Origin of the sequence: Halalkalibacter wakoensis JCM 9140, from assembly GCF_000513095.1 — a bacterium.
Lineage (GTDB): Bacteria > Bacillota > Bacilli > Bacillales > Bacillaceae_D > Halalkalibacter > Halalkalibacter wakoensis.
The window spans coordinates 1-20,499 of record NZ_BAUT01000065.1; the positions used below are offsets into that span (position 1 = coordinate 1).

General features: G+C 36.0%; 21 protein-coding genes. 6 read left to right on the plus strand and 15 right to left on the minus strand.

The genetic code is table 11. The annotated features are described in order from the left end of the window. Positions 1-160 precede the first annotated feature (160 nt). The gene (locus JCM9140_RS17495; protein ID WP_081727758.1) at positions 161-688 is read left to right on the plus strand and encodes a cell wall hydrolase; all 528 of its coding nucleotides are present in this window, start codon (positions 161-163) and stop codon (positions 686-688) included. A 171-nt stretch (positions 689-859) separates the two neighbouring features. On the opposite strand, the gene JCM9140_RS17500 is transcribed toward JCM9140_RS17495, so the two are convergent. The 3 genes from JCM9140_RS17500 to JCM9140_RS17510 form a co-directional block, all read right to left on the minus strand. Continuing rightward, positions 860-1,687: a hypothetical protein gene (locus tag JCM9140_RS17500; RefSeq protein WP_034749537.1), complete on the minus strand. Its 828-nt coding sequence runs from the start codon at positions 1,685-1,687 to the stop codon at positions 860-862. Positions 1,688-1,884: 197 nt separating this feature from the next. Beyond that, positions 1,885-4,353 carry a heavy metal translocating P-type ATPase gene (locus tag JCM9140_RS17505; RefSeq protein ID WP_034749540.1) on the minus strand — a complete coding sequence of 823 codons (2,469 nt, stop codon included), beginning with the start codon at positions 4,351-4,353 and terminating at the stop codon, positions 1,885-1,887. A 190-nt stretch (positions 4,354-4,543) separates the two neighbouring features. Next, positions 4,544-5,248 (minus strand): cytochrome c biogenesis CcdA family protein, encoded by a 705-nt coding sequence (locus JCM9140_RS17510; protein ID WP_034749544.1) that lies wholly within the window; start codon positions 5,246-5,248, stop codon positions 4,544-4,546. A gap of 227 nt (positions 5,249-5,475) precedes the next feature. On the opposite strand from JCM9140_RS17510, the gene JCM9140_RS17515 reads away from it, so the two are divergent. Continuing rightward, entirely contained in the window at positions 5,476-5,910 is a 435-nt protein-coding gene (locus tag JCM9140_RS17515; protein ID WP_034749547.1) for a hypothetical protein, read from the plus strand. 136 nt (positions 5,911-6,046) lie between these two features. On the opposite strand, the gene JCM9140_RS17520 is transcribed toward JCM9140_RS17515, so the two are convergent. Then, entirely contained in the window at positions 6,047-6,286 is a 240-nt protein-coding gene (locus tag JCM9140_RS17520) for a glutaredoxin family protein (protein ID WP_034749550.1), read from the minus strand. Next, positions 6,283-6,606, minus strand: coding sequence for a bacillithiol system redox-active protein YtxJ (gene ytxJ / locus JCM9140_RS17525; RefSeq protein ID WP_034749552.1), 324 nt, complete (start codon positions 6,604-6,606; stop codon positions 6,283-6,285). Before ytxJ ends, JCM9140_RS17520 begins: the two co-directional genes overlap by 4 nt. Before the next feature lie 194 nt (positions 6,607-6,800). Here ytxJ and JCM9140_RS17530 point away from each other — a divergent pair, with 194 nt between their 5' ends. Both JCM9140_RS17530 and JCM9140_RS17535 read left to right on the plus strand, forming a co-directional pair. Further along, positions 6,801-8,510, plus strand: coding sequence for a methyl-accepting chemotaxis protein (locus tag JCM9140_RS17530; RefSeq protein WP_034749556.1), 1,710 nt, complete (start codon positions 6,801-6,803; stop codon positions 8,508-8,510). Between the two features lie 250 nt (positions 8,511-8,760). Beyond that, positions 8,761-8,952 (plus strand): hypothetical protein, encoded by a 192-nt coding sequence (locus JCM9140_RS17535; protein WP_034749559.1) that lies wholly within the window; start codon positions 8,761-8,763, stop codon positions 8,950-8,952. A gap of 46 nt (positions 8,953-8,998) precedes the next feature. Here JCM9140_RS17535 and JCM9140_RS17540 read toward each other — a convergent pair whose 3' ends face one another. The 4 genes from JCM9140_RS17540 to JCM9140_RS17555 form a co-directional block, all read right to left on the minus strand. Beyond that, positions 8,999-10,216 carry a TolB family protein gene (locus tag JCM9140_RS17540; RefSeq protein ID WP_034749562.1) on the minus strand — a complete coding sequence of 406 codons (1,218 nt, stop codon included), beginning with the start codon at positions 10,214-10,216 and terminating at the stop codon, positions 8,999-9,001. Positions 10,217-10,376: 160 nt separating this feature from the next. Continuing rightward, positions 10,377-10,952, minus strand: coding sequence for a hypothetical protein (locus JCM9140_RS17545; RefSeq protein ID WP_156314918.1), 576 nt, complete (start codon positions 10,950-10,952; stop codon positions 10,377-10,379). 69 nt (positions 10,953-11,021) lie between these two features. Next, a complete protein-coding gene (locus tag JCM9140_RS17550; protein WP_034749565.1) occupies positions 11,022-11,417 on the minus strand; it encodes a hypothetical protein in 396 nt (131 codons plus the stop codon). Positions 11,418-11,455: 38 nt separating this feature from the next. Beyond that, the gene (locus JCM9140_RS17555; RefSeq protein WP_034749568.1) at positions 11,456-11,926 is read right to left on the minus strand and encodes a hypothetical protein; all 471 of its coding nucleotides are present in this window, start codon (positions 11,924-11,926) and stop codon (positions 11,456-11,458) included. Between the two features lie 371 nt (positions 11,927-12,297). Between JCM9140_RS17555 and JCM9140_RS17560 the strand changes: the two genes are divergently transcribed. After that, entirely contained in the window at positions 12,298-13,224 is a 927-nt protein-coding gene (locus JCM9140_RS17560) for a polysaccharide deacetylase family protein (RefSeq protein ID WP_162232210.1), read from the plus strand. A 237-nt stretch (positions 13,225-13,461) separates the two neighbouring features. Here JCM9140_RS17560 and JCM9140_RS17565 read toward each other — a convergent pair whose 3' ends face one another. The 4 genes from JCM9140_RS17565 to JCM9140_RS17585 all read right to left on the minus strand — a co-directional run bounded on the left by JCM9140_RS17565 (position 13,462) and on the right by JCM9140_RS17585 (position 18,188). Then, positions 13,462-13,869 (minus strand): GNAT family N-acetyltransferase, encoded by a 408-nt coding sequence (locus JCM9140_RS17565; protein WP_034749573.1) that lies wholly within the window; start codon positions 13,867-13,869, stop codon positions 13,462-13,464. A gap of 228 nt (positions 13,870-14,097) precedes the next feature. Beyond that, a complete protein-coding gene (locus JCM9140_RS17570) occupies positions 14,098-15,306 on the minus strand; it encodes a DUF418 domain-containing protein (RefSeq protein ID WP_034749575.1) in 1,209 nt (402 codons plus the stop codon). 95 nt (positions 15,307-15,401) lie between these two features. Then, positions 15,402-16,328 (minus strand): AEC family transporter, encoded by a 927-nt coding sequence (locus tag JCM9140_RS17575; protein WP_034749577.1) that lies wholly within the window; start codon positions 16,326-16,328, stop codon positions 15,402-15,404. A 990-nt stretch (positions 16,329-17,318) separates the two neighbouring features. After that, positions 17,319-18,188: a LysR family transcriptional regulator gene (locus tag JCM9140_RS17585; RefSeq protein ID WP_034749582.1), complete on the minus strand. Its 870-nt coding sequence runs from the start codon at positions 18,186-18,188 to the stop codon at positions 17,319-17,321. A 291-nt stretch (positions 18,189-18,479) separates the two neighbouring features. Between JCM9140_RS17585 and JCM9140_RS17590 the strand changes: the two genes are divergently transcribed. Further along, positions 18,480-19,115 carry a pentapeptide repeat-containing protein gene (locus JCM9140_RS17590; RefSeq protein ID WP_034749584.1) on the plus strand — a complete coding sequence of 212 codons (636 nt, stop codon included), beginning with the start codon at positions 18,480-18,482 and terminating at the stop codon, positions 19,113-19,115. 179 nt (positions 19,116-19,294) lie between these two features. On the opposite strand, the gene JCM9140_RS17595 is transcribed toward JCM9140_RS17590, so the two are convergent. Both JCM9140_RS17595 and JCM9140_RS17600 read right to left on the minus strand, forming a co-directional pair. Next, positions 19,295-19,774, minus strand: a complete 480-nt coding sequence (locus JCM9140_RS17595; protein WP_369384450.1) for a GNAT family N-acetyltransferase — start codon at positions 19,772-19,774, stop codon at positions 19,295-19,297. Between the two features lie 19 nt (positions 19,775-19,793). Further along, on the minus strand, positions 19,794-20,402 hold the full coding sequence (locus tag JCM9140_RS17600; protein ID WP_034749586.1) for a transglutaminase-like domain-containing protein: 609 nt from the start codon (positions 20,400-20,402) through the stop codon (positions 19,794-19,796). Between the last annotated feature and the right edge of the window lie 97 nt (positions 20,403-20,499).

Below are 20,499 nucleotides of genomic sequence, written 5' to 3' on the forward strand. Positions count from 1 at the left end.
TTCATTAGAAGATTAAAATAATACAAGAATAACAAAATAAATTAAATTTAGGTAGGATCATTTTTATTGAATAAAATTTAATTTTTTCTTATTAACATTCCTAGCAGCTCTATTCTTTGCTGCTCCAGTTTTTGGATATACCGTGCAAGAAGGAGATACGATGAGCAAGATCGCAAAAAATAACGGTTTAACCTTACAAGACTTAGCGAAAGCCAACCCACAAATTACAAACCTCGATCTCATTTATGTTGGACAAGACATCAATTTACATAAAGATAGTTCGTCACCAAAACCACAAGTTAATCAGAGTAGCGCTCAGGAAGTACATTTAACGGATCAGGAATTTGATTTATTAGCTAGAATTGTACGAGCTGAAGCGCAAACAGAACCTTTTGAAGGAAAAGTGGCCGTTGCTGATGTAGTATTGAATAGAGTAGAAAGTTCTCATTTTCCAGACACCGTAAAAGAAGTCATATACGAACCTAGGCAATTTCAACCAGTTTCGAACGGTCAATATAAAAGACCGGCTGATCAAGAGTCTATTGAGGCTGTAGAAGCAGCACTCTCCGATATGAGAAATATATCAGAAGACTCCTTATTCTTTTATAATCCCGATATAGCAACAAATCGATGGCTCGACACTAGAAAAACGGCTGTTGTGATCGGACAACATGTATTTAAATACTAAAGACTGTGAATGCTCTTTGAGTTTCAACTTTCTAACATAGATTAGATTATACTAGCAATTGTCTGCTCCATTTCACAAGAGAATTTACATGTTTCTGAGAGATGCATGTTCAGAAAAAACCAACTTAAAAAGATAAAAAGAAACCTTCATATTGAGGGTTTCTTTTTCATTCTACCAATGTAAAGCTAAATTCTCTCTTCTTACAGTGCCATCATTATACGTAACCTCCACATCTATTCGTGTAGCATTTTCTTCTTCAATATTGATGTACCACAGGTCTAAAATAGGGTCATGCAACTGTTCATCATTCAATTGTTCAAAATATGGGTGTGGTTCATTAATAAAGCTTTTTGCCACTTCTGTTCCGTCATCTAAATGAATAATCGCATCAACTTGCTTAATTTGATAGAAGTCAAATACTACTTCACTCTGTTCAAGAGAAATCTCAATGGAAGCTGGCTCATGATTACTATGAGAAGTTGTATATCCTAGATTCAACGGTGTTGGCTGATAAAGATGGCTTGGAATAAACTCTCCTTCCATTCCTTTGTTTATGGCTCCTTCAGCAAAGATTTTATAACGATAATCGTTTTTAGGATCGACGACAATGGTATTTTGATAGGTTGTTCCTGATTGATCATGTTCCGTTACTTCGATCCAGTCTTGACTTTGTTCTGCTTTGTACATAAAGATCACATTGGAATCTTGTTCTACGTCTCTTAGCGTCCACTCCACATCTAGATAAATTTCACCTGGGATAGATCTACGTACGTTCGGTTGAAAGTGAATTGCCGTAACCCATTTTTCAGCCTGTTTCAATTCAGACAGATCATGTTGAATGGAATGTAAAAAATTATCCAAATGTCTTTCAGTTTGAGAAATTTGTTCGTTTAAATTCCATACTTCATGACTCAATTGACTAGTTTGGTAAATTAAATAAAGGTTCAAGATGACCAATGTGACTATGGTCGATACGATTAGTTTAAAGCGTTTCTTCATCGGAACCTCCTTCTATTCTATTTAGTAATGAAATGCCAAAGTGGAAAACCGTATTTAAAATTTTCTTACTAAATTTTAAATTTTAATTTATATTAACATTTTTTCTATATAGAAAATGCGAGATTATTATTTTTACAAAAAAAAAAAGACCATCAATGATAATCATGGTCATTTTTCAAATAAGATTTCCGAGCCTTTTATTCATTTTCAATAGTTGGTGTGAAATTCTTAAGTCTTAATGTATTTAAAACAACGGAAACAGAGCTAAAGGCCATCGCTGCTCCTGCTAGCATGGGATTTAAAAGTATTCCGAAGAATGGATAAAGTAAGCCTGCTGCTACAGGAATGAGAACAATATTGTATCCAAACGCCCAACTAAGATTTTGCCAAATCATTCTCATTGTTGATTTAGATAATCTTAAGGCTGTAACAACACCCATAATATCGCCACGCATTAGGGTGATATCAGCCGTTTCCATTGCTACATCGGTCCCTGTTCCAATCGCTATCCCTACATCGGCTTGAGCAAGTGCAGGAGCATCATTAATTCCATCCCCTACCATCGCAACCACTTTTCCTTCATCTTGTAATTTTTTCACTTCTTCAGCTTTATGTTCGGGCAGTACCTCAGCAATATAATGATCAATGCCAGCTTCCTTGGCAATGGCTTGAGCTGTGCCTTCGTGGTCCCCTGTTAACATAATAACTTCAATGCCTAACTTTTTTAAAGATTTTACGGCTACAACGGTTTCTTTTTTTAACGTATCAGCAACCCCTAAAATTCCGGCAAATTGTCCGGAAATCGCAACATACATCGGCGTTTTTCCTTGATCAGCTAATGAGGTCGCTTGCTCTTCATGTGATGTTACATCGATATGATATTGTTTCATTAGTTTTTCATTTCCAATTACTACTTCCTTACTGTTGAATGTTGCAACAATTCCGTGTCCAATAATGGCTTCAAAAGAATCTGGTTCAGTTATGGCTAGTCCTTCTTCCTTAGCAGCCTTTACGATCGCTTCCCCTAGTGGGTGCTCTGATGCTGTTTCAACAGATGCGGCTACTTGAAGCAATTGTTGTTCCGTAACGATTTTGGTTGGAAGTAAATCTGTTAATGTTGGCTTTCCTTCCGTTATCGTACCCGTTTTGTCTAATACCACTGTTTGAATTTTATGAGCTCGTTCTAGGCTTGTTGCATTTTTTATTAATATGCCGTTCTCTGCTCCTTTTTCGGTCCCAACCATAATCGCTGTTGGTGTTGCCAGTCCTAGTGCACAAGGACAAGCAATGATTAGTATGGCAATAAAGGTCGTCAACGCAAAAATAAGACTAGGATCAGGACCTGCAAAATACCAGAAGATAAACGAGAAAACCGCAATAACAAGAACTGCTGGAACAAAATAGGCTGATATCAAGTCGACTACTCGTTGGATAGGTGCTTTTGAACCTTGAGCTTCATTTACCATTCGAATGATTTGAGCAAGAGCGGTATCTTTGCCAACCTTTGTTGCACGAAAGCGAAAACTACCAGATTTATTGATTGTTGCCCCGATGACATCATCGCCAGAGGCTTTTTCAACAGGAATGGATTCCCCTGTTAACATGGATTCATCAACAGCTGACCTTCCTTTTGTTACAACCCCATCGACTGGAATGCGTTCACCAGGTTTAACGAGAATCTCATCGTCTACTTTTACTTCTTCAATTGTCACTTTTAGTTCTTCCCCACCTCGAATGACAATCGCTGTTTTGGCCTGCAAGCTCATTAGTTTTTTAATAGCCGTTGATGTTTGTCCTTTTGCTTTCGCTTCAAAATACCGACCCAGAAGAATAAGTGTGGTAATGACAGTAGTCACATCATAATAAAGTTGATATGGAAATCCAATCGCTGTAAGCTGATTCGGAAATAACGTCATGGCACCACTATACAGCCATGCGGCTGAAGTTCCCATAGCAACAAGTACATTCATATCAGCAGACCCGTTTTTTAATACTTTATAACTGTTCTTATAAAACCTCCAACCAGGGACAAGTTGAATATATGTTGTTAAAAAAAGCAAAAACAACGGAGCAGATATTAAAGCAGGTACCCACGTTCCCCAACCATCCATCATATGAGGAATGCTGCCAATTAAGACAATCGTTGTCAGCACAGCAGCTACTCTAAAATCTTTCATTAATTTTTTTATTTCTTGTTCTTGATCATCAGTCTCTTCTTGTTTTTGATCCGTGTTAAGTTTGGATGCTTCGAATCCTATTTTCTCAATGCGTTTCAAAATAGCATCTGAGTCAAGTAACCCTTTTTGACCCTCTACTTGTGCTTGATTCGCTGCAAGATTGACGGTAACGGACTTAACCCCATCTATTCTTGAAATGGTTTTCTCTACACGATTTACACAAGATGCACACGTCATTCCTTTTATGGAGAACAACACTTTATCGTTCTCTTCCTCATCAAGTCGTTTTGCTTCATATCCCGCTTTTTCAATTGCTTTCAAAATTGCTTCAGAAGAAGATAATGATTCATTTGCTTCAACTTGTGCTTGATGTGTTGCAAGATTGACAGCAACTTCTTTCACTCCATCAACTTTTAAAATCATCTTTTCAACACGATTTACACAAGACGCACATGTCATTCCTTTAATAGAGAAAATCATTTTACTCATGTCTTTTCCCTCCTATCCGACCAATTAAAGTTCTCTACATGATATTGTTATAAAAATATGATCAATAATTGGGACGTTTTTATGTGACTAACCTCACCAATTCTATTTCGAACCTTTAGTAGGGTGTTTTATTTTATCATTACTGTTCTACCAAGAGTAGACCAATTGTAAACTAAATCTTTTGTTATCTTTACAATCCCCAATACGTCATCGTATCTAAGATACCTAATATGATCAAAAAGCCACCAGCTATTTGTTGTATTCTTTTTCCGATGTTTCTGCCTTTTTTCATAAACGTTCCGTTAAGTCCAAATGTCCAGATCAGATACATAGTCAGAAACAAAGGAACAGAAGTACCAAAGGAGAAAACAGTTGGTAAAATAAAACCATATGATGTAGAAAGAGTTAATGGCATTAACAAAAAGAAAAAGATTGAAAACATTGTTGGACAAAATCCTAATGAAAAACTGCTTCCTAACAAAAAGGCACTCCATATTCCTTTTCTTTTATCGTTTGTTGAACCACGCCTCAGACCGAAAGTCCAATTCCATTTAATCAACCCGATTAAATACAAGCCAATAACAATAAAAATAGGTCCTAATACTTTACGTAACCAAGGAAGGTAACCAATTATTTCTTGTTGAAATTCTGATCCTAATAACCAAACGAACAATCCGAGTCCAGAAAAGACAACGACCTTCCCTAATTGAAAAAACATGATCTCCAACCATGGAATCGATTTTTGAATAGATCGATTTCCGTAAAGAGTTATAGCCCCAATGTTTCCAGTGAATTGACAAGGTGCTGCTGCAGCTAATATACCTATTACAAGCGCAGCTAATATTGGTATATGCTCGTACCCATACGTTAATTGAAGCAATGGATCATACAACATTCGACTAATCGAATTAAAAAATCATACATATTCATAGCTCCTTCAGAGAGTCTACATATTTTCTATAGTTTATCATCATATTTAGTAGAAAGTATGAAGATTCAACAAGATGACAATGAATTGTAACCTTAAAATAATTGGGATTTTATGTTAGATTAACTATATGTAAATCTTTCAAACTGAAAAATAAAGCTGAATGTATCCTTATTACTGAAATGGGTGATAGCTTGGTTAAAAAAGGAATTGAATTCTTAGTCGTTTTATTTTTTTTAGGAGCTTGTGGGGATTCATCTAATGAAAATCAACATTATTACTTTTCCGCTACATCTGCTCATTGGAAAGCCAATATGTCAGTTCTTTTGCCTCCACCTCCCGATCATAACTTTGAATTAGAAATCACTTTTGTATACACTGGAAAAGAAAAAGAATCGGGTCAAGTAGTTACATACAACCATATTCTTGAGTGGCATGATCTAAAACATGCATCTATTTCTTCAGAATCAGATTTCCTCCCTGATGCAGAAAACCCAAAACAAGTGACACTCTATGATACTCACTTCCTTGGTGCTTATGAGATTGGTCAAAGATGGATTACTGAGGTTGTTTGGTATGAAGAAGGAGAGGAACGGAAAGAAGAATTGATATTTGAACAGGTAGATTAACCTAAAATGAAGGAAAAGCGCCTAGCAATAGTAGACATTTAAATACCCAAAATGCCCCTATCTAACGATTAGGGGCATTTTGGAACGAACATGGAAGAGGTCTAACGAGAAATAAACAAAGGATCGAAATCAGCCTTTACTGTTTAGCGTTGGCAATCAGGTCCTTAAGCTCTGGTGTAAACCCTTTAACAGCTTGCTCCCCTACAACCGTAACAGGAACACCCATAAATCCGAATTTTTCTACTTCTTTTTGATGTTCTTCACTAGCCATTACGTCTCTTACTTCAAATGGCACGCCTTCTTCTTCTAACATTTGTTTCACAAAAGTACACTCGACACACCCATCTGTTGAATAGACAATCACTTGTTTGCTCATTTGCTGATTGCCTCCTTAATTGCTTCTTTTGTAATCTTCCAATGAGATGTGTTCCAACGAACTTCACCATCTTCAAGCAAGAAAATTTGAGGAGATTCATGCTTGATACCAAAATCTTCAGCAATCTGGTTGGATACTGGGCGATCTTCAATAACGAAAACAGTGGCAGCTGACGTATTCGTCTCCGCAACAAATGCTTGAAATTCATCATTGGCTTTTGCACTTATTGGACAGGTTGTACTGTGCTTAAAAAGCAAGTGTTTGCCAGGTTGTTTTACAAATTGCTTCATTTCCTCAATACTTTTTAATTGTTTCTCCATATGTAACACCATCCTAATGATTTAGTTCTTAACAATAAGATTATCATAAATGAGGAAAAACTTACTAAAAAATTGACTTTTGAAACGAAATAAATTTGTTACCTTTAACTCAAATGTGATCAACATCACACCCCTCACTTCCTTTACGTACTAAACTAACAAGAGACGCAAGTTTGATGAAGGGGGTCAGAGAAATGACAAAAATAACAAAAAAATTAGGAATTATCATTATATCAATGATGTTAATATGCATTGCGGCTATTTCTTTTTCTAATTACAAAATTACGTACGACAAAGTATTAGAAGCTGCTGGAATTGAGCTTTATGGATGCGCTAATATTACAACGGGGTTACTTGATACTTTGATTATTGAACAGTTAGCCAGTGGTGATTTTTCACAAGCTGTCCAAACAGGTGAGCTTATTAGTTGGACCGTTGATCATAAGGATATATTTAGTTCTCAATACATATTATCTTTGGACGGAACATTATTAGCTGTTGATGAAACTATGCAAGAGCAAGGATTTTCTTATAATGAACCCTTTTTCATTGATGAAGAGGTCCTATTTCATTTAACCGAAATGAAACACCCTACCTACTCTGATGTTTACGAATATGGTGGGATGAAGCGTCTAACTGGTTATGCACCTATTTTTAAAGACCATGATCCTACAAAAGAAGTGATCGCGATAAGTGCGATTGATTTTGATGCACAAATTATTAGCGAACGTACGTGGTCAATGATTGGCGGAGGCATTCTAGTTGGAATGATCCCTGTTTTGCTTGTCGGTGTGATTACAGTCTGGTTAATCGGTAGGACAATTAGACCTTTAATCCGATTGAATCAATATGCGCAACAAATAGCAGATGGAGATCTAACGGTTCCTCCATTAACCATTAAAAATGAAGATAGAAAAGATGAAATTGATGAATTAACGACGAATTTCAATGGTTTAGTGGCAAACTTTAAAACCATATTAAAAGAAGTTGGACATAATTCAGATCGTGTTTTTGAATCTTCGAAAATTATTTCACAAGGTTCCGAGCAAGTGAGTGATTCAGTTGAAAAGATCTCTCTTCACTTACAAGATGTAGCCAATGGAAACAAAATGCAAGCTGATCGTACCGTTAACATTGATACATCCATCTCGACGATCACAAATGACTTTTCCAATATAGGAGAAAAAATCAAAAGAGTATCTGAACTTTCAAGTGTTACGACAAGTCAAGCAAGTGAGGGGAATATCATTGTAGAGAAAGCGATTGGACAAATGCATTCCATTGACGAACAAACAAATGTTACGGTTGAAGTCATTTCAAATCTAAATAATAAAGCGAATGAAATTCAAGAGATTTTAACACTAATAACAGGCTTTGCAGAGCAAACGAATTTACTAGCTTTAAATGCTTCTATAGAAGCCGCTCGTGCAGGAAGTCATGGTGCTGGATTTTCAGTTGTTGCTCAGGAAGTTAGAAAGTTAGCAGAAGAATCTGGGAAAGCAACTACTCAAATAGCCACGCTGATTAACCAGATAAAAAGCGAATCAAGCTCAGCCGTTTCTGTTGCAGAAAAAGGCAGTAAATCTGTAAAAGAAGGTTTATCACTTGTAAGAGATGCAAGCCATTCTTTCAAAGAAATCGCTGCTTCTATTTACGAGATTACGAATGATACGAGCGAAGTCGATCAATTATCAACCATGATTAATCAAAATATAAGAGAAATCGCTGGTACGATAGAAGAAATAAAAAACATCTCCATTCAGAACTCTGACAATGTTCAACAGGTGGCCGAATCTACTGAAATCCAATCTGCCACTATGCAAGAAATTGTATCATCGATTAATACACTAGTTCACACAGCAGAAACCCTCCTTTCTGAGGTAAGTCAGTTTAAAACAAACTAACCAAACGTTCATATGCTTAAGAAACTACAAAAGATTTCAAAAAAAGAAGAGACTTGCTCTCTTCTTTTTTCATTGTAATGAATTTGATTTTTAGTATTCAGAATAATGTATACGATTTGTATACAATTTTTCGGTCATTTTTCATTTCAGTTCAATTAAAACCACCAATTTCAAAAAATGGATTTTAATGATAAATTCATATTTCCCTCATAGGATGAATTAAGAAAAAGCATTTATCGAGGTGAACTAAATGAAACTAGTAGCTGCGTTCATAAGTTTTACCTTATTTTCCTACTTAACAACTAAAGTTAAAGGCAATTTTCCAGAAACTTATACATTTGGTCAATTTCTAAAAAATGATCAATCAAAATCAACACATAGCCAGTTTAAATTGGATGAAACACATGATGGTTCGGATCATTTTGATGACGGTGGAGAATAATTAATCTCCTCGCCATTTATTAATCGAACGGTTTTATAGGGTCTATTTAGTTCAGAAAAAAGATTGGAGCATCATCAATGTTCGTAAGCCAAATAGATTCTTGACCACTTAAACCAGCCTTGAGCCATACATCACCTTGAACATTATTTTTCGTTTTACGAAACCATGTGAGATAAGATCCAATTATTTGAGGATTTTTATCCATTGCATTCATTGCTGGAAAGGTTATTTGATGCTGTTCTTCTGTTTTAACATTAATGTTATACAGTGCTGTAAACATGGTTGGAACAGGTCCCTCCTCCCACTCTTTATTTTCTTCTGCTCGAGCCACAATCACATTATCTTGTGAGAACCATGCCAAATCCAAATCAACATAGCCTTTAGGAGTATATTGCTTTTGGTGCTGTTTAAAAATTGGTATATCAACAATGGAGGTTCTTTTGTTTTCAACGAAAAATCTTCCTTCCCCTGATATATAGGCAAGTTGATTAGTTGATGGAGCCCATTCAATCCATTTTTCGAATCCCAACATGTTATCTATAACCTGAAACTTTTCTCCTTTTGAAGAGAGGACACACAACGTATTGCTGTCCATGGACCAGGAGGCAGTAGGAATAGCTAGAAAGCTCATCCACTTTCCATCAGAACTAAATGTAAAATAATCCGCAGTAATGGCAAATAAATCAGGCTCATTTGTTTGAATCATATAAAAGTCTTCAATCTTCTCCTGCGCAAGATTGGCATGAACAGGCACTTTATAAAGTGGTACTGGCCCCCATCCCGTAGGCCGTAAGCTTGCCTCAGAGGATACGATAAATTCGTTTCCATCTGGAAACCATTCAAACCCACTGACTCCTAATGCGACATTCTCAAATCCCTCTGGTCGACCATTCTTTGTTTTCGTAACATTCAACAAGCCTTGGTCCGTATAGGCTAACTGGTTTTGGTTAGGGGCCCATTTAAAATCAGATGTCACAACTCTCATGTACGGTTGGTAGCTTTCTTTTTCCACTGTATCAAAGATATATAAATCTGATTTTTTACCATGCTCATCCCCATCAAGATAAGCAAGAAAACGGCCATCATATGACCATTTGGGTGAATACACATAACGACCCTTCGTAATTTGTGTTTCGTCCTCCCCCTTCTTGATCCATAATTGATGGTCGCGAATAAAGGCAGCAGTAAGTGGTTCTTCTGCATTCACCATTATTGATGATGGAAAGCTTAAGAAAATAAGAAGTAAAAGTATCCGAAATCCCACAGAACATCCCTCCCTATTAATAGAATGTCCTACGATTTGATTTTTCCACTTTGCTTTTCGTATGATGTACGAGCAATTAGGTTGTTTATTGAGTTCCTATCTTGGTTAGCACTCCTAGTTTAAAAACAACTTAAAGGACCTGAACATTTAGTTCTAGGTCCTATTCTAGAGGATTTTTCTTTTCACTTGGATAATCAATCGAATTAGCTATCTGAACTAAAACTTCCGGAGTAGCCTTTTTTAAAACACTTTTAGGGATACACAGCATGTATTGCCAATGATCTCTCTCAAAGACGAGGGCTTGGATTGAAACAGAAACATGAATGAATTTGGCTTCTTGACCGTTTTTTAGTTTATATCGTTTGACAATGCGTTTATCTTTGATTGGTATTTTATGCTCGATCGGACGAACGAAAAGAGTATAGTGATTTTGGGGCTCTATATCACTTATAAATTCCAATTCAAGATGATCATTTATCGTACCTTCTGCGTCCGTAAACCTTCCGAAATGATGTGTGAAGCTTAATGACGGAAGTCTAAGTGGAAGTTTTAAATCTCGTTTGAAATGATGCTCAAACTCTTTTACAGCTTCCTCCACCGTTTTATATCCTATTTCAGGATAGATTTCCTCAAGAGGTCGATTCACATTATTTGCATTTGCAAAAACTTTTTCACTAGTTCCTTGATTAGCTAAAATACAAATAATAGCCATTGTCAGCACCAGGATTTTCTTCATTAAATCACCCTAAATTGTTATCTTTAGTGGTAGTTTTACCAACCTATGAACGACTATCCTCTTTTTAACTTAAGATTGTTGTCCCAGGTCTACACTTTTTTGTGCTTTAAGCTCTTTCCTGTACTTTGCATAAGAAGTAAGTAGCCCTAATAAATAGAGTCCCCATAAGATTGGATTATAGAAACCGATTCCGCTCTGTGAAACCCCACCTAGTAAACTCAATACAAGAAGTAAAGTGAACAAATAGATACCTGAAAAGATAGTAAAACGGAATTCCTGTTTACTTGATGTGAAGACCGGCTCTCCTTTTTCTCGAGTCATAACAGCTAATCCAATAGTAGCAATGAACCCAAATGTCCCGACTGACATACTCATACCAATAGTAGGGAAAAAATCAATGATAGCCATTAAAGTAAAAAATCCAACTACTAATACATGCGCTAATAAATGAACTCTTTTTTTCATACGTCCACTCCGTTTTCCTTTCTCCAACTATTCCTTTTTTAATCATTAATCAAATAAACAACGTTATTTTGTATTTTTACTTGAAAGATCAACCGGTCATCTGGCTCAAGCTTCTCAGCAAATTCGCTAATTGATTCACCTGAAAAATACAAACCATACCCATTACTTTCAGGGTACCCATATAAATAACAAACGACCTTTTCATCTTTTATAAACACAATTTGATTCATTCCCTCACTAACTGTTTCACTAATTTTTGCCCATTCATATCCGACTATTTCATAGATTTTCTCCTTTGGAGTATAGGGAGTAAAAGAATAGACCAGATCCCACTCAAAAGGTGTGACTTCAAGCAAATCAATGGTTTCAACTGATTGTTCAATTGACAATATTTCATTTTTTAACAACGATTCGTTTACTTCCCATAAATCCTTGTGAAAAAAGTTATTCATGAAAACAACAAACAATAAACCAATTGCAATAAAGGTTAGCCCTTTTCTTGATCTCATTCAGGTTTTCTCCTAACACCGTTACTAGAATTTTTGTGGAGATTCTATAATTAGGATTTCTTCTACTATCATCATAATTATTTCTTCCCCTTGAAAGTCTTAAATCCGTAAAGACATACTGAATATTCCAATGTCAGTTTATTTTTATCCTAATGACGCATGTTAAGAATAATAAAGTCTTTAAATAAGGGGATCAAAAGAATGACATTCAAAACTAAGCTACAGTCAATTAAACTTTTCTTCTGTATCATGTTGTTTCTATTAACGATCATTCCTATAAATGTCGAAGCTCAAGAATCAAGGCTCCCGGCAGCGCGATATTTATTGATGATGAACCTATTCAAACACGTTACATGATGAGAGATGGGCACATGCTTGTTCCTGCTTTGTTCTTCAAACATACGGGTACACTTGTTGATTGGAACGACGAATATAGATCTGTTGTCTTTCAAGCTAACAATAGAAAGTTTGCAGTTCCTATTAACAAGACGTTCACTGATGATTTTGACAGATCAACAGGAACTTGGAAGCGTGGGGCTCTTTCTACTGAAGCGATTGAATTCCAAGGCGAAATATTCGTTCCCGTTGTCGATGTTGCAAAAAAATTACAAATGGATGTAACGTATAACTCACAACAAAACCGTACGTTTATCACGACAAATATTTCAGTCAAACCTAATGTGTTTGCAAAGGGTCAATCTACTGAAAAGTTAGTAGCACTTACGTTTGATGATGGCCCAGAAAATCATTATACACCTATGATACTGGATGTCCTTAAAGAAAAAGGCGTTCCAGCTACGTTTTTCGTTGTTGGTCAAGAGGTCAAAACCTATCCCAATATGATGAGGAGAATTGTCAATGAAGGTCATGGGATTGCAAATCACACTTGGAGTCATCCTGACCTTAGAAAGAAATGGTCTTCAGAGGTAAGAAAAGAGATTGAATTGACTCAACAAGAAACACAGATCACGGTCGGACGAAGATCAGATTTATTTCGACCTCCATACGGGGCATACACAAAAGCAGACATGCTTATAATGAATCAACTGGGAATGAGAAATATCATGTGGTCCGTTGACACATTAGATTGGAGTGGATTATCTGCAGATCAAATTTTGGAGATTGTGAACAGAGATGTCTCTCCAGGTGGGATCATTCTCCAGCACAATTTCCAATACGGTCGGTTATTAGACGGTTCAGTCGAAGCCCTTCCGAGAATCATTGATGATTTGCAAAAGCGAGGATATAGATTTGTGACAATCCAGACTTTATTAGAAAAACAAAATACGGAAAGATAAACAATACAACAACAGAGTGCCCTTAGTGCGCTCTGTTGTTTTACTTAAAATATGTAAATTCAACTATGAGCTTTTCTTATCGTGTATGTTTGTTAAAAGCTTAATGATTTCTTCATTTTGCTCATTTGTTTTCTTCAAGCTGCGCTCGATGGAAAATAATGTGAATAAAATAATGCACAAACCAATTAAAATTAGGAACATTTCAACACCCTTTCATCTATAGTCTCTAAAGAGTAGCTACATAAATTTATACATACCTGGCCCATCAACGGGCCTTTCTTGAAAGTCAAATTTTTTATAAAAATCTACCTTCCCTTTTGCACATGATAATTGAATCCAATTAATCCCGCTCTCCTGACATTTTTCCGTAAGTAATGTTAAGATCTTGCTGCCAATTCCTCTATTTTGATAATCGGGATGGACAATCATATCGCAAATAAACGTTTGATAGACCCCGTCAGAAATCACACGCCCAAAACCAATTAAATCTTCATGGTTATAGCAACTAATAAAGTACCAGCTATTTTTTATCGCTTTATGTAAAACATCTTCAGTATATATACCATTAGAATTCCATCCTGTTGTTGAATACAATTGAAAAAATGATTCCTTCTTAGGCAAAGTAGTTTTATATATTATCGTCATAGGTATCTCCTTTAAGAAATAGTACAAATTATACAATGTTTATTTTCGACAAAAGAAAGAAGAGGATGCATCCAAAGATGCGCTCATCCCTTACTACATCATAGACGGATACAAATATTTACTTATTTCATTTTTGAAATTTCGTATTCCATTACTTCTGTATCAAAAAAAAATCTCTGTTTTTATCAAAAACACGACTAATTGAACCGCTACTACTTTCTTCTCAAATTACTTTCTCATTTTTAGCGTTTGAAACTCTCCGTATGTTATTGACCGCCATAACCATTCTAAAGGCCCATATTTATAATATTTCAACCATAAATAACTAAATAATATTTGTATAGGGAAGATTATTAGACTTAGTATAATACCTAATGTTAAATTCACATCTCCAAACAAACCTAATCCTGTAAATATTCCAACGCCAATAAACGTTTGCATGATATAATTTGTTAACGCCATTCTCCCTATATAACTAAATGGGTTAAGTCGTTTTCTCCACTTATCTTTTTGCAATAAAAATAAAATTGTAGAAAGATAAAACAATGAAAGACTAAGACCACTAAAGGTTACAAACACTTGTATGAATATCTCATTATGGATCCCAAATTTTAAAAAATTCAAATGAAGAGCGATTATTAAGATGCTAATAGGGATACTACATAATAAACTAATCCACCATACACGTTTAACTAGATTCCTATGCGAATGAAAATGACTGATTATGTTCCGCTTGCCTGTATATAGACCTATCAAAAACATATACCAGGCCGTTAACATAGAAAACGGTAAATCCTTTAAAACGGGGATGACTTCATTAGAAAAACGATAGGACATTAACTCTAAATAGCTACTATTTTGATATTGTTCAACTGCCTCCTCCATTTTTCCGGCACCTTCAACTTGCAACATCTGAATTTCAAGTTTCAGTTCTTCAGGGGATGAAAAGAAATTCAGTGATAGTAATATAATTAAAGCTAACGTAAAAGTTATAATGACTATGAGGATGGTTTGTGCCTTTCTTTTATAAAAGAAGAGTAAGAGAAAGCCGGCTAAAGCATAGTTAAGTAGGATATCTCCATACCACAAAAACACTAGATGCATAAGTCCAAATAATGCTAATAAAGTTAACCTACGTATATACAAACGATAAAAACGCTTCCCTTTCCCTTCAGCTCGATTCATAAAAATATAAAAGCCTAGTCCGAATAAAAAAGAGAATATGGTGAAAAATTTATTTTCTATAAATACGTCTAGAAAGATCCGTATCCACTTATCGCTTTCGGACAATTGTTGGGGAATCATATACATATCAGCTATTAATTGCGGCGACTGGAATAAAGGCATGTTCACTAGTAATATCCCAAATAAGGCAAAACCTCTAATAATATCTAATGATACTAGCCTTTCATTTACAGCAATTGGTTTTGACTTCACTAAATGATTTATGACTGTCCTTCCCCCTTCTTCTTAATGCTATATTCACACTATTTGACAGATTAATTTTAACATTATTTTCCTTATAAGTGTTACTACGAAAAGAAAATCTCTGCCAAATACACGACGCTTGTCACAGTCACCATACTCAAGACAGTTGATACCAAAACCGTTTGCGCTGCATATTCGGGATAATTGCCGTATTCCAGTGCAAATATGGAGCTATTTCTTGATGTTGGAAACGCACTCGCGATAAATAACGCTTGTGCAAGCGTTCCATCTAGATTTAAAAGAAGGATCACGATTAGACCTATACAAGATGAGAGAACCAACCTTCCTATTAAACTAAGGATCAATGGCTTTGAAAATCGGTAAAGCTTGATAAAAGCACTTTGTGCCCCAAGAGTGACAAGCGCAATTGCCATAAATGCACTGGCTGTATTTTCGATTGGAGTCCAGAGGTAATGTGGAATTGGAACCGAAAGTGCTTTTAGGATTATGGCTAACACTAGTGCATAAATAACAGGATTTTTCAAGAACAACAACAGTGCTTGGAATCCTTTTTTCTCAACTGAAACGGAATTAAACAATCCATATGTAAACGTAAGCAGATTTTGAAAAATAAGGACAACGATTTGAATCGTAACCCCAATCGGATGTTGAGAAAAGACGAGCTGACTGACAGGCAATCCAAAGTTACCATTATTACTAAGAACGACACTATTTTTAAATGTTGCAGATAATCGATTATCAAATCCTGCCATCTTCGCAACTACGGAACTAATAACAATTAAACTACTATTTTGTAAAACGAGAAAACCAATAATCAAGATAAGGGTATCCCCTGCCATTTGACTTTGATATACATTCACAAAACACACAGCAGGAATCAATAAAAACGTATTTAACTTTGAAAGTGTCCCCATATCAAAAGCAAAGATCCGATGAAGAAAAGCTCCAATCGCAATCAAAGAAAAGATCGGAACCATTACATTCACAACGATGAGAAAAAATACATCCATTCACAACCACCCCTTCCCCTTCTAAGCATACTCAATAACTAAGCTTAACGTAAAATTCAAAATAGTTATGTCGTTGTATTCAAAAAATGAATAGAAAAGAGTGATTAAGGTAGTTTATTACCTTTATAATAGCTAAACTTTTAAATAAACGAAGAGTCTATCTTTATTATTGGATATGAAAGATTGTATGTACTGAATTAATCTTTTTTTGCAAGGTTTGTTCCTCATTAAAAGTTAAAAATTAAAGTGAAATGGAGCGGAAGCCACTCAACTCCTGCGGGAATTAGAGGGAGGTCACTGAAAAAGTGTCTAACTGCCGCAGGGGAATGACACTACGCTTTCCGCGGGGTGCCCGGTGAGCCTCCTCGGCTGTCGCCTACGGGGTCTCACACGTGGGTCACTGCTCCCGCAGGAGTCTCCGTGTCATTCCCCTGCTAGGGTTACTTTTACTAACCATTTTACTTGTTACTCTTTTTCGTTTAAAAGCTTTCTTATTTTTTTGTGTGTAGCCATATGTCCAGTTTTACAAACATACATTCCTACATCTTTATTGAATTCGAATTTATCAATTTTTCGTGTTCCGTGTATAATGATAGGATATTGTTTGGAAACAAGGTTCATGTTATTTGTTTTTGGCGATAACTCCAAAGTGTATAATTTCCAAACTTTAGACCAAAGGCCTTTGAGCTTCATTTCTCAAAGGCCTCTTTTGCTATTTCACATCTTTCTTATGACCGTTGAAAAATTTCTATCTTACCTCTCAACAAAGCGTGCCCCCCATCCCGGGAGCGAGAGCAAAGCTCCCTTTCAAGTCCAATGTAAACGAGCACTTTTTCATTGGACTCAATTAGATGTAGGGGCAAGACCCCGCAGGCGTAGCCGAGGAGGCTCGCCACCTCCTTGGGGGTGCGAGGGCTGCAGCGCAATGGAACGAACAAGTAGAACACGTAACCCTAAAACCAGCAAAGTATGCGAAAAGAGTCTTTTTTACTAAATTTTTTTAAAATCCAAACTCTCAGTGAATCGAACAAACTCTCTGACCATTTTGACTTCAGTCGTGTCTTCGTGATAGAACATCCATGTTTTTCTGATCAGTGGCTCACCTTTTTCATCTTTTAGCGGAATACTATGTAATTCATCATGCCCCTCCGTTAACGCGCTAGGTAAAATCCCATAACCTAGGTCATTTATCACCATTTCTTTACAAGTGACGCCCTTATCCACTTCCATTCCGATCAAAGGAGACTGCGAAAATGTACGATTCCACCAATGGTCTATAACCGTTTTAAGCAACGAGTCGGTTTCATAGTCAATTCTAGGCATACTAGGCAGTTCTTTTAGATCAAATGGTTTTTTTGATGTCACGTTGATGTTTTCTTCAAAAAGAAGTTGTTTTGAACCAGCCCATTGATAGTCGCCACGGACGATTCCGATATGAATATCGCGGTGATAGACCATGTTTACAATATCATGGCTCCATCCCGTTGTTACTTTGTAGTTCACTTTTGGAAACTGTTGTTGGAACATTTTTAGCAAACATGGTAGCTTGTACCTTGCAAAATAATTTGATACCCCTAACCTCAACGTTCCACTCACTTCTTGCTCCATATTTAAGGCGGTTTCTTTCATCTTTTGGAGACGAGATAACATGTCTTCCGCACATTTAACTAAATAGTCCCCTTGTGGTGTAAACTGAATCCCTTTTGTGCCCCGATGGATGATTGGAACTTGAAACGTATTTTCGATTTGTTGAATTCTTTTTGTTAAGGAAGGTTGTGAGATATAGAGACTTTGAGCGGTCTTTGTGATGTTCTTTTTTTCATTAAGTACCTTTAAAATAAGCCAATCACGTTCATCCATTTTTTCTCCTCCAGTGGTATTCATTACTCATACATAAAGGACTCATGTCCCTCTCCATCAAGGTATCTACTTACCCGTTATTCCCGATTTACATATACATTACTATAAAAAACCAATTAAGATACAGAAAAAATTAAATTACCATTATCGTCTCAATCATGCTCATTGCACACAAATCTCCTGAAAAGACTAGTCTTTATTTCAGAACGTTTGTTTCTTATAGTTATACATAGAATCAAAAACCACAATAACGTTCCGAATAGTGTATGAAAACGAAAAGAGGTACAAGGCATGAAAATTGATCAACCTAAAATACCAAAGGACTTACCTACAAAGTCATTCCAGGATATTTTTTACGAGGAAGATCCTGAACTAGAGTTGTGTACCGTTATGGACTCTGATTTTACTGGTGAAACGATGGAAAAAGTACGATTATCAAACATGATTATAAAGAATTGTCGTTTTAATGATACGGATTTCAGTCGAATCGATTTAACGGATATATTATTTGAAAATTGCGATTTGTCTAATGCTAATTTGAGTCAGTCCTCCATTCATAGAGCCCATTTTAAAAATTGCAAATTGATCGGTGTAGATTTGACAGAATCTCGGTTTGGAAATGTCCGGTTTGATCAAACCTTGTTGGATATGGCATCATTCGGACATTCTAAGTTTGAAAAAGTGATTTTTCATGGCAGTTCACTTATTAGTGCTGATTTTTATGAGTGTAAATGGAAAAAAGTCGAATTTGATTTATGTAATTTAACCGAAACAAATTTTGAGCAAACCCCTTTGAAAGGAATTGATATTAGCTCTTCCAGCTTTGAGACGATCACTGTTTCTTTGGCAGATCTAAAAGGGTGTAAAGTTTCTAGTTATCAAGCCCTTCAGTTTGCCTCTTTACTAGGACTGGTCATAAAGAATTAACTAAAAAAGTCGGTTTGCATACATGAAGGGAATGAGTGAAGCAGACAAAAGCAAGCAATTAGGTTAGAACCTTTGTATAAATCAAGCTCTCTTTAGGAACATGAATACAAACGGCAAGGGTAGAATAGTTCTACTATCCTTGTCGTTTTTATTTAGCGCTGGTAATGATGCGCTAACTATTAAACGTTTGTCTTCTTCATAGTAACAACGCTTACTTGTTGTCCATTTGGCTTATGTACGATTTCTTCATCAGAAATTTCGTAGCCGATCGAACGATACAATTGTATATTTTTAGGTACAGTCATACGAACTTTGCAAAGAATGGTCGACAGCTGTTCCTTTTTTACAAGGTCCTCTAAACCATACAACATCTTTTTAGCAATGCCCTGTCCCTGTTTTTCGGGAATAACGGAGAGTCGATAAAAATATAGTCCCTCTTTTGTTACCTGAAATCGTACCATCCCGACTGGTTCTTTTCCTTCAAAAACCATTAAAGCTCTTTCTCCCTTTTGTAGAGATTCTGCAACAGATTGAACTGTTTCTTCTAAGGCACTTGACGGAGGGGTTTCATCTTTATATTCCGTAAATGCTTGTATCATTACATGGTGGATAACGGCAGCATCATGAGCGTCAGCAAAATTCATCATCAATTTTTCCACTATAACTCCCGTCCTTTCATTACAGACATTCTGGCAAATAATACGTATACATTTCAACAGCATTTGAATGCTCTCTTAAGACAGCCATCGTTTTAGGATGAGGCTCTGAGTAAATGATTGGGTAATCTATCTCATCAAATTCCTCTTGCGTATGAAAGGCAATTTTTTCTTCATTAACTGAAAATTGAGCATCAATCCCCTCTTTATTACCACGAGCATCCAATCGAATCCATTTATTGAGTGTTTTAAAAAATACGGCATTTAAAGCATGAATACAATACCCTTTCTCGGGGGTATCAAATAACATCAATCGTTGATAACAAAAACCTGTAGGAATGCCTTGTGAACGTAGCAAAGCAGCCAGTAAATTGGACTTGGCATAGCATATTCCTTCTTTAGCTTCTAATACATCAGAGGCAATTCTAGTAACCAACTCTCCCTGAACATCCCAAGAATGTGAGATTTCGTCACGGACAAATTCAAAAGCAAGATTTACCTTCTCGACATCAGATTGATTCGGATTGAATAGCTCTGCAGCTTTTCCTTGTATCGTTGCATGTGAATAATTAACTTCCTGTAACTCTCGTAAATAATCACTTAGTTCATTAGATTCACATAAGAAATTCATGATTATCCACCTCACTTCTGTATAAGTATAAAAATATTAGTATCATTATTCATTTAATGATAAGTAATTTACAGGACTTTTATCAATTCTATATTAT

Coding starts and splice junctions, on each gene's coding strand:
- JCM9140_RS17550 (WP_034749565.1), bottom strand. CDS start 11,417: ATGAAAAAAAGAGTTCATTTATTAGCGCATGTATTAGTAGTTGGATTT.
- ytxJ (WP_034749552.1), bottom strand. CDS start 6,606: ATGGAGAAACAATTAAAAAGTATTGAGGAAATGAAGCAATTTGTAAAA.
- JCM9140_RS17575 (WP_034749577.1), bottom strand. CDS start 16,328: ATGGATGTATTTTTTCTCATCGTTGTGAATGTAATGGTTCCGATCTTT.
- JCM9140_RS17495 (WP_081727758.1), top strand. CDS start 161: ATGAGCAAGATCGCAAAAAATAACGGTTTAACCTTACAAGACTTAGCG.
- JCM9140_RS17520 (WP_034749550.1), bottom strand. CDS start 6,286: ATGAGCAAACAAGTGATTGTCTATTCAACAGATGGGTGTGTCGAGTGT.
- JCM9140_RS17555 (WP_034749568.1), bottom strand. CDS start 11,926: ATGAGATCAAGAAAAGGGCTAACCTTTATTGCAATTGGTTTATTGTTT.
- JCM9140_RS17600 (WP_034749586.1), bottom strand. CDS start 20,402: ATGAATTTCTTATGTGAATCTAATGAACTAAGTGATTATTTACGAGAG.
- JCM9140_RS17500 (WP_034749537.1), bottom strand. CDS start 1,687: ATGAAGAAACGCTTTAAACTAATCGTATCGACCATAGTCACATTGGTC.
- JCM9140_RS17585 (WP_034749582.1), bottom strand. CDS start 18,188: ATGGATGAACGTGATTGGCTTATTTTAAAGGTACTTAATGAAAAAAAG.
- JCM9140_RS17545 (WP_156314918.1), bottom strand. CDS start 10,952: ATGAAGAAAATCCTGGTGCTGACAATGGCTATTATTTGTATTTTAGCT.
- JCM9140_RS17560 (WP_162232210.1), top strand. CDS start 12,298: ATGCTTGTTCCTGCTTTGTTCTTCAAACATACGGGTACACTTGTTGAT.
- JCM9140_RS17505 (WP_034749540.1), bottom strand. CDS start 4,353: ATGAGTAAAATGATTTTCTCTATTAAAGGAATGACATGTGCGTCTTGT.
- JCM9140_RS17510 (WP_034749544.1), bottom strand. CDS start 5,248: ATGTTGTATGATCCATTGCTTCAATTAACGTATGGGTACGAGCATATA.
- JCM9140_RS17530 (WP_034749556.1), top strand. CDS start 6,801: ATGACAAAAATAACAAAAAAATTAGGAATTATCATTATATCAATGATG.
- JCM9140_RS17565 (WP_034749573.1), bottom strand. CDS start 13,869: ATGACGATAATATATAAAACTACTTTGCCTAAGAAGGAATCATTTTTT.
- JCM9140_RS17535 (WP_034749559.1), top strand. CDS start 8,761: ATGAAACTAGTAGCTGCGTTCATAAGTTTTACCTTATTTTCCTACTTA.
- JCM9140_RS17590 (WP_034749584.1), top strand. CDS start 18,480: ATGAAAATTGATCAACCTAAAATACCAAAGGACTTACCTACAAAGTCA.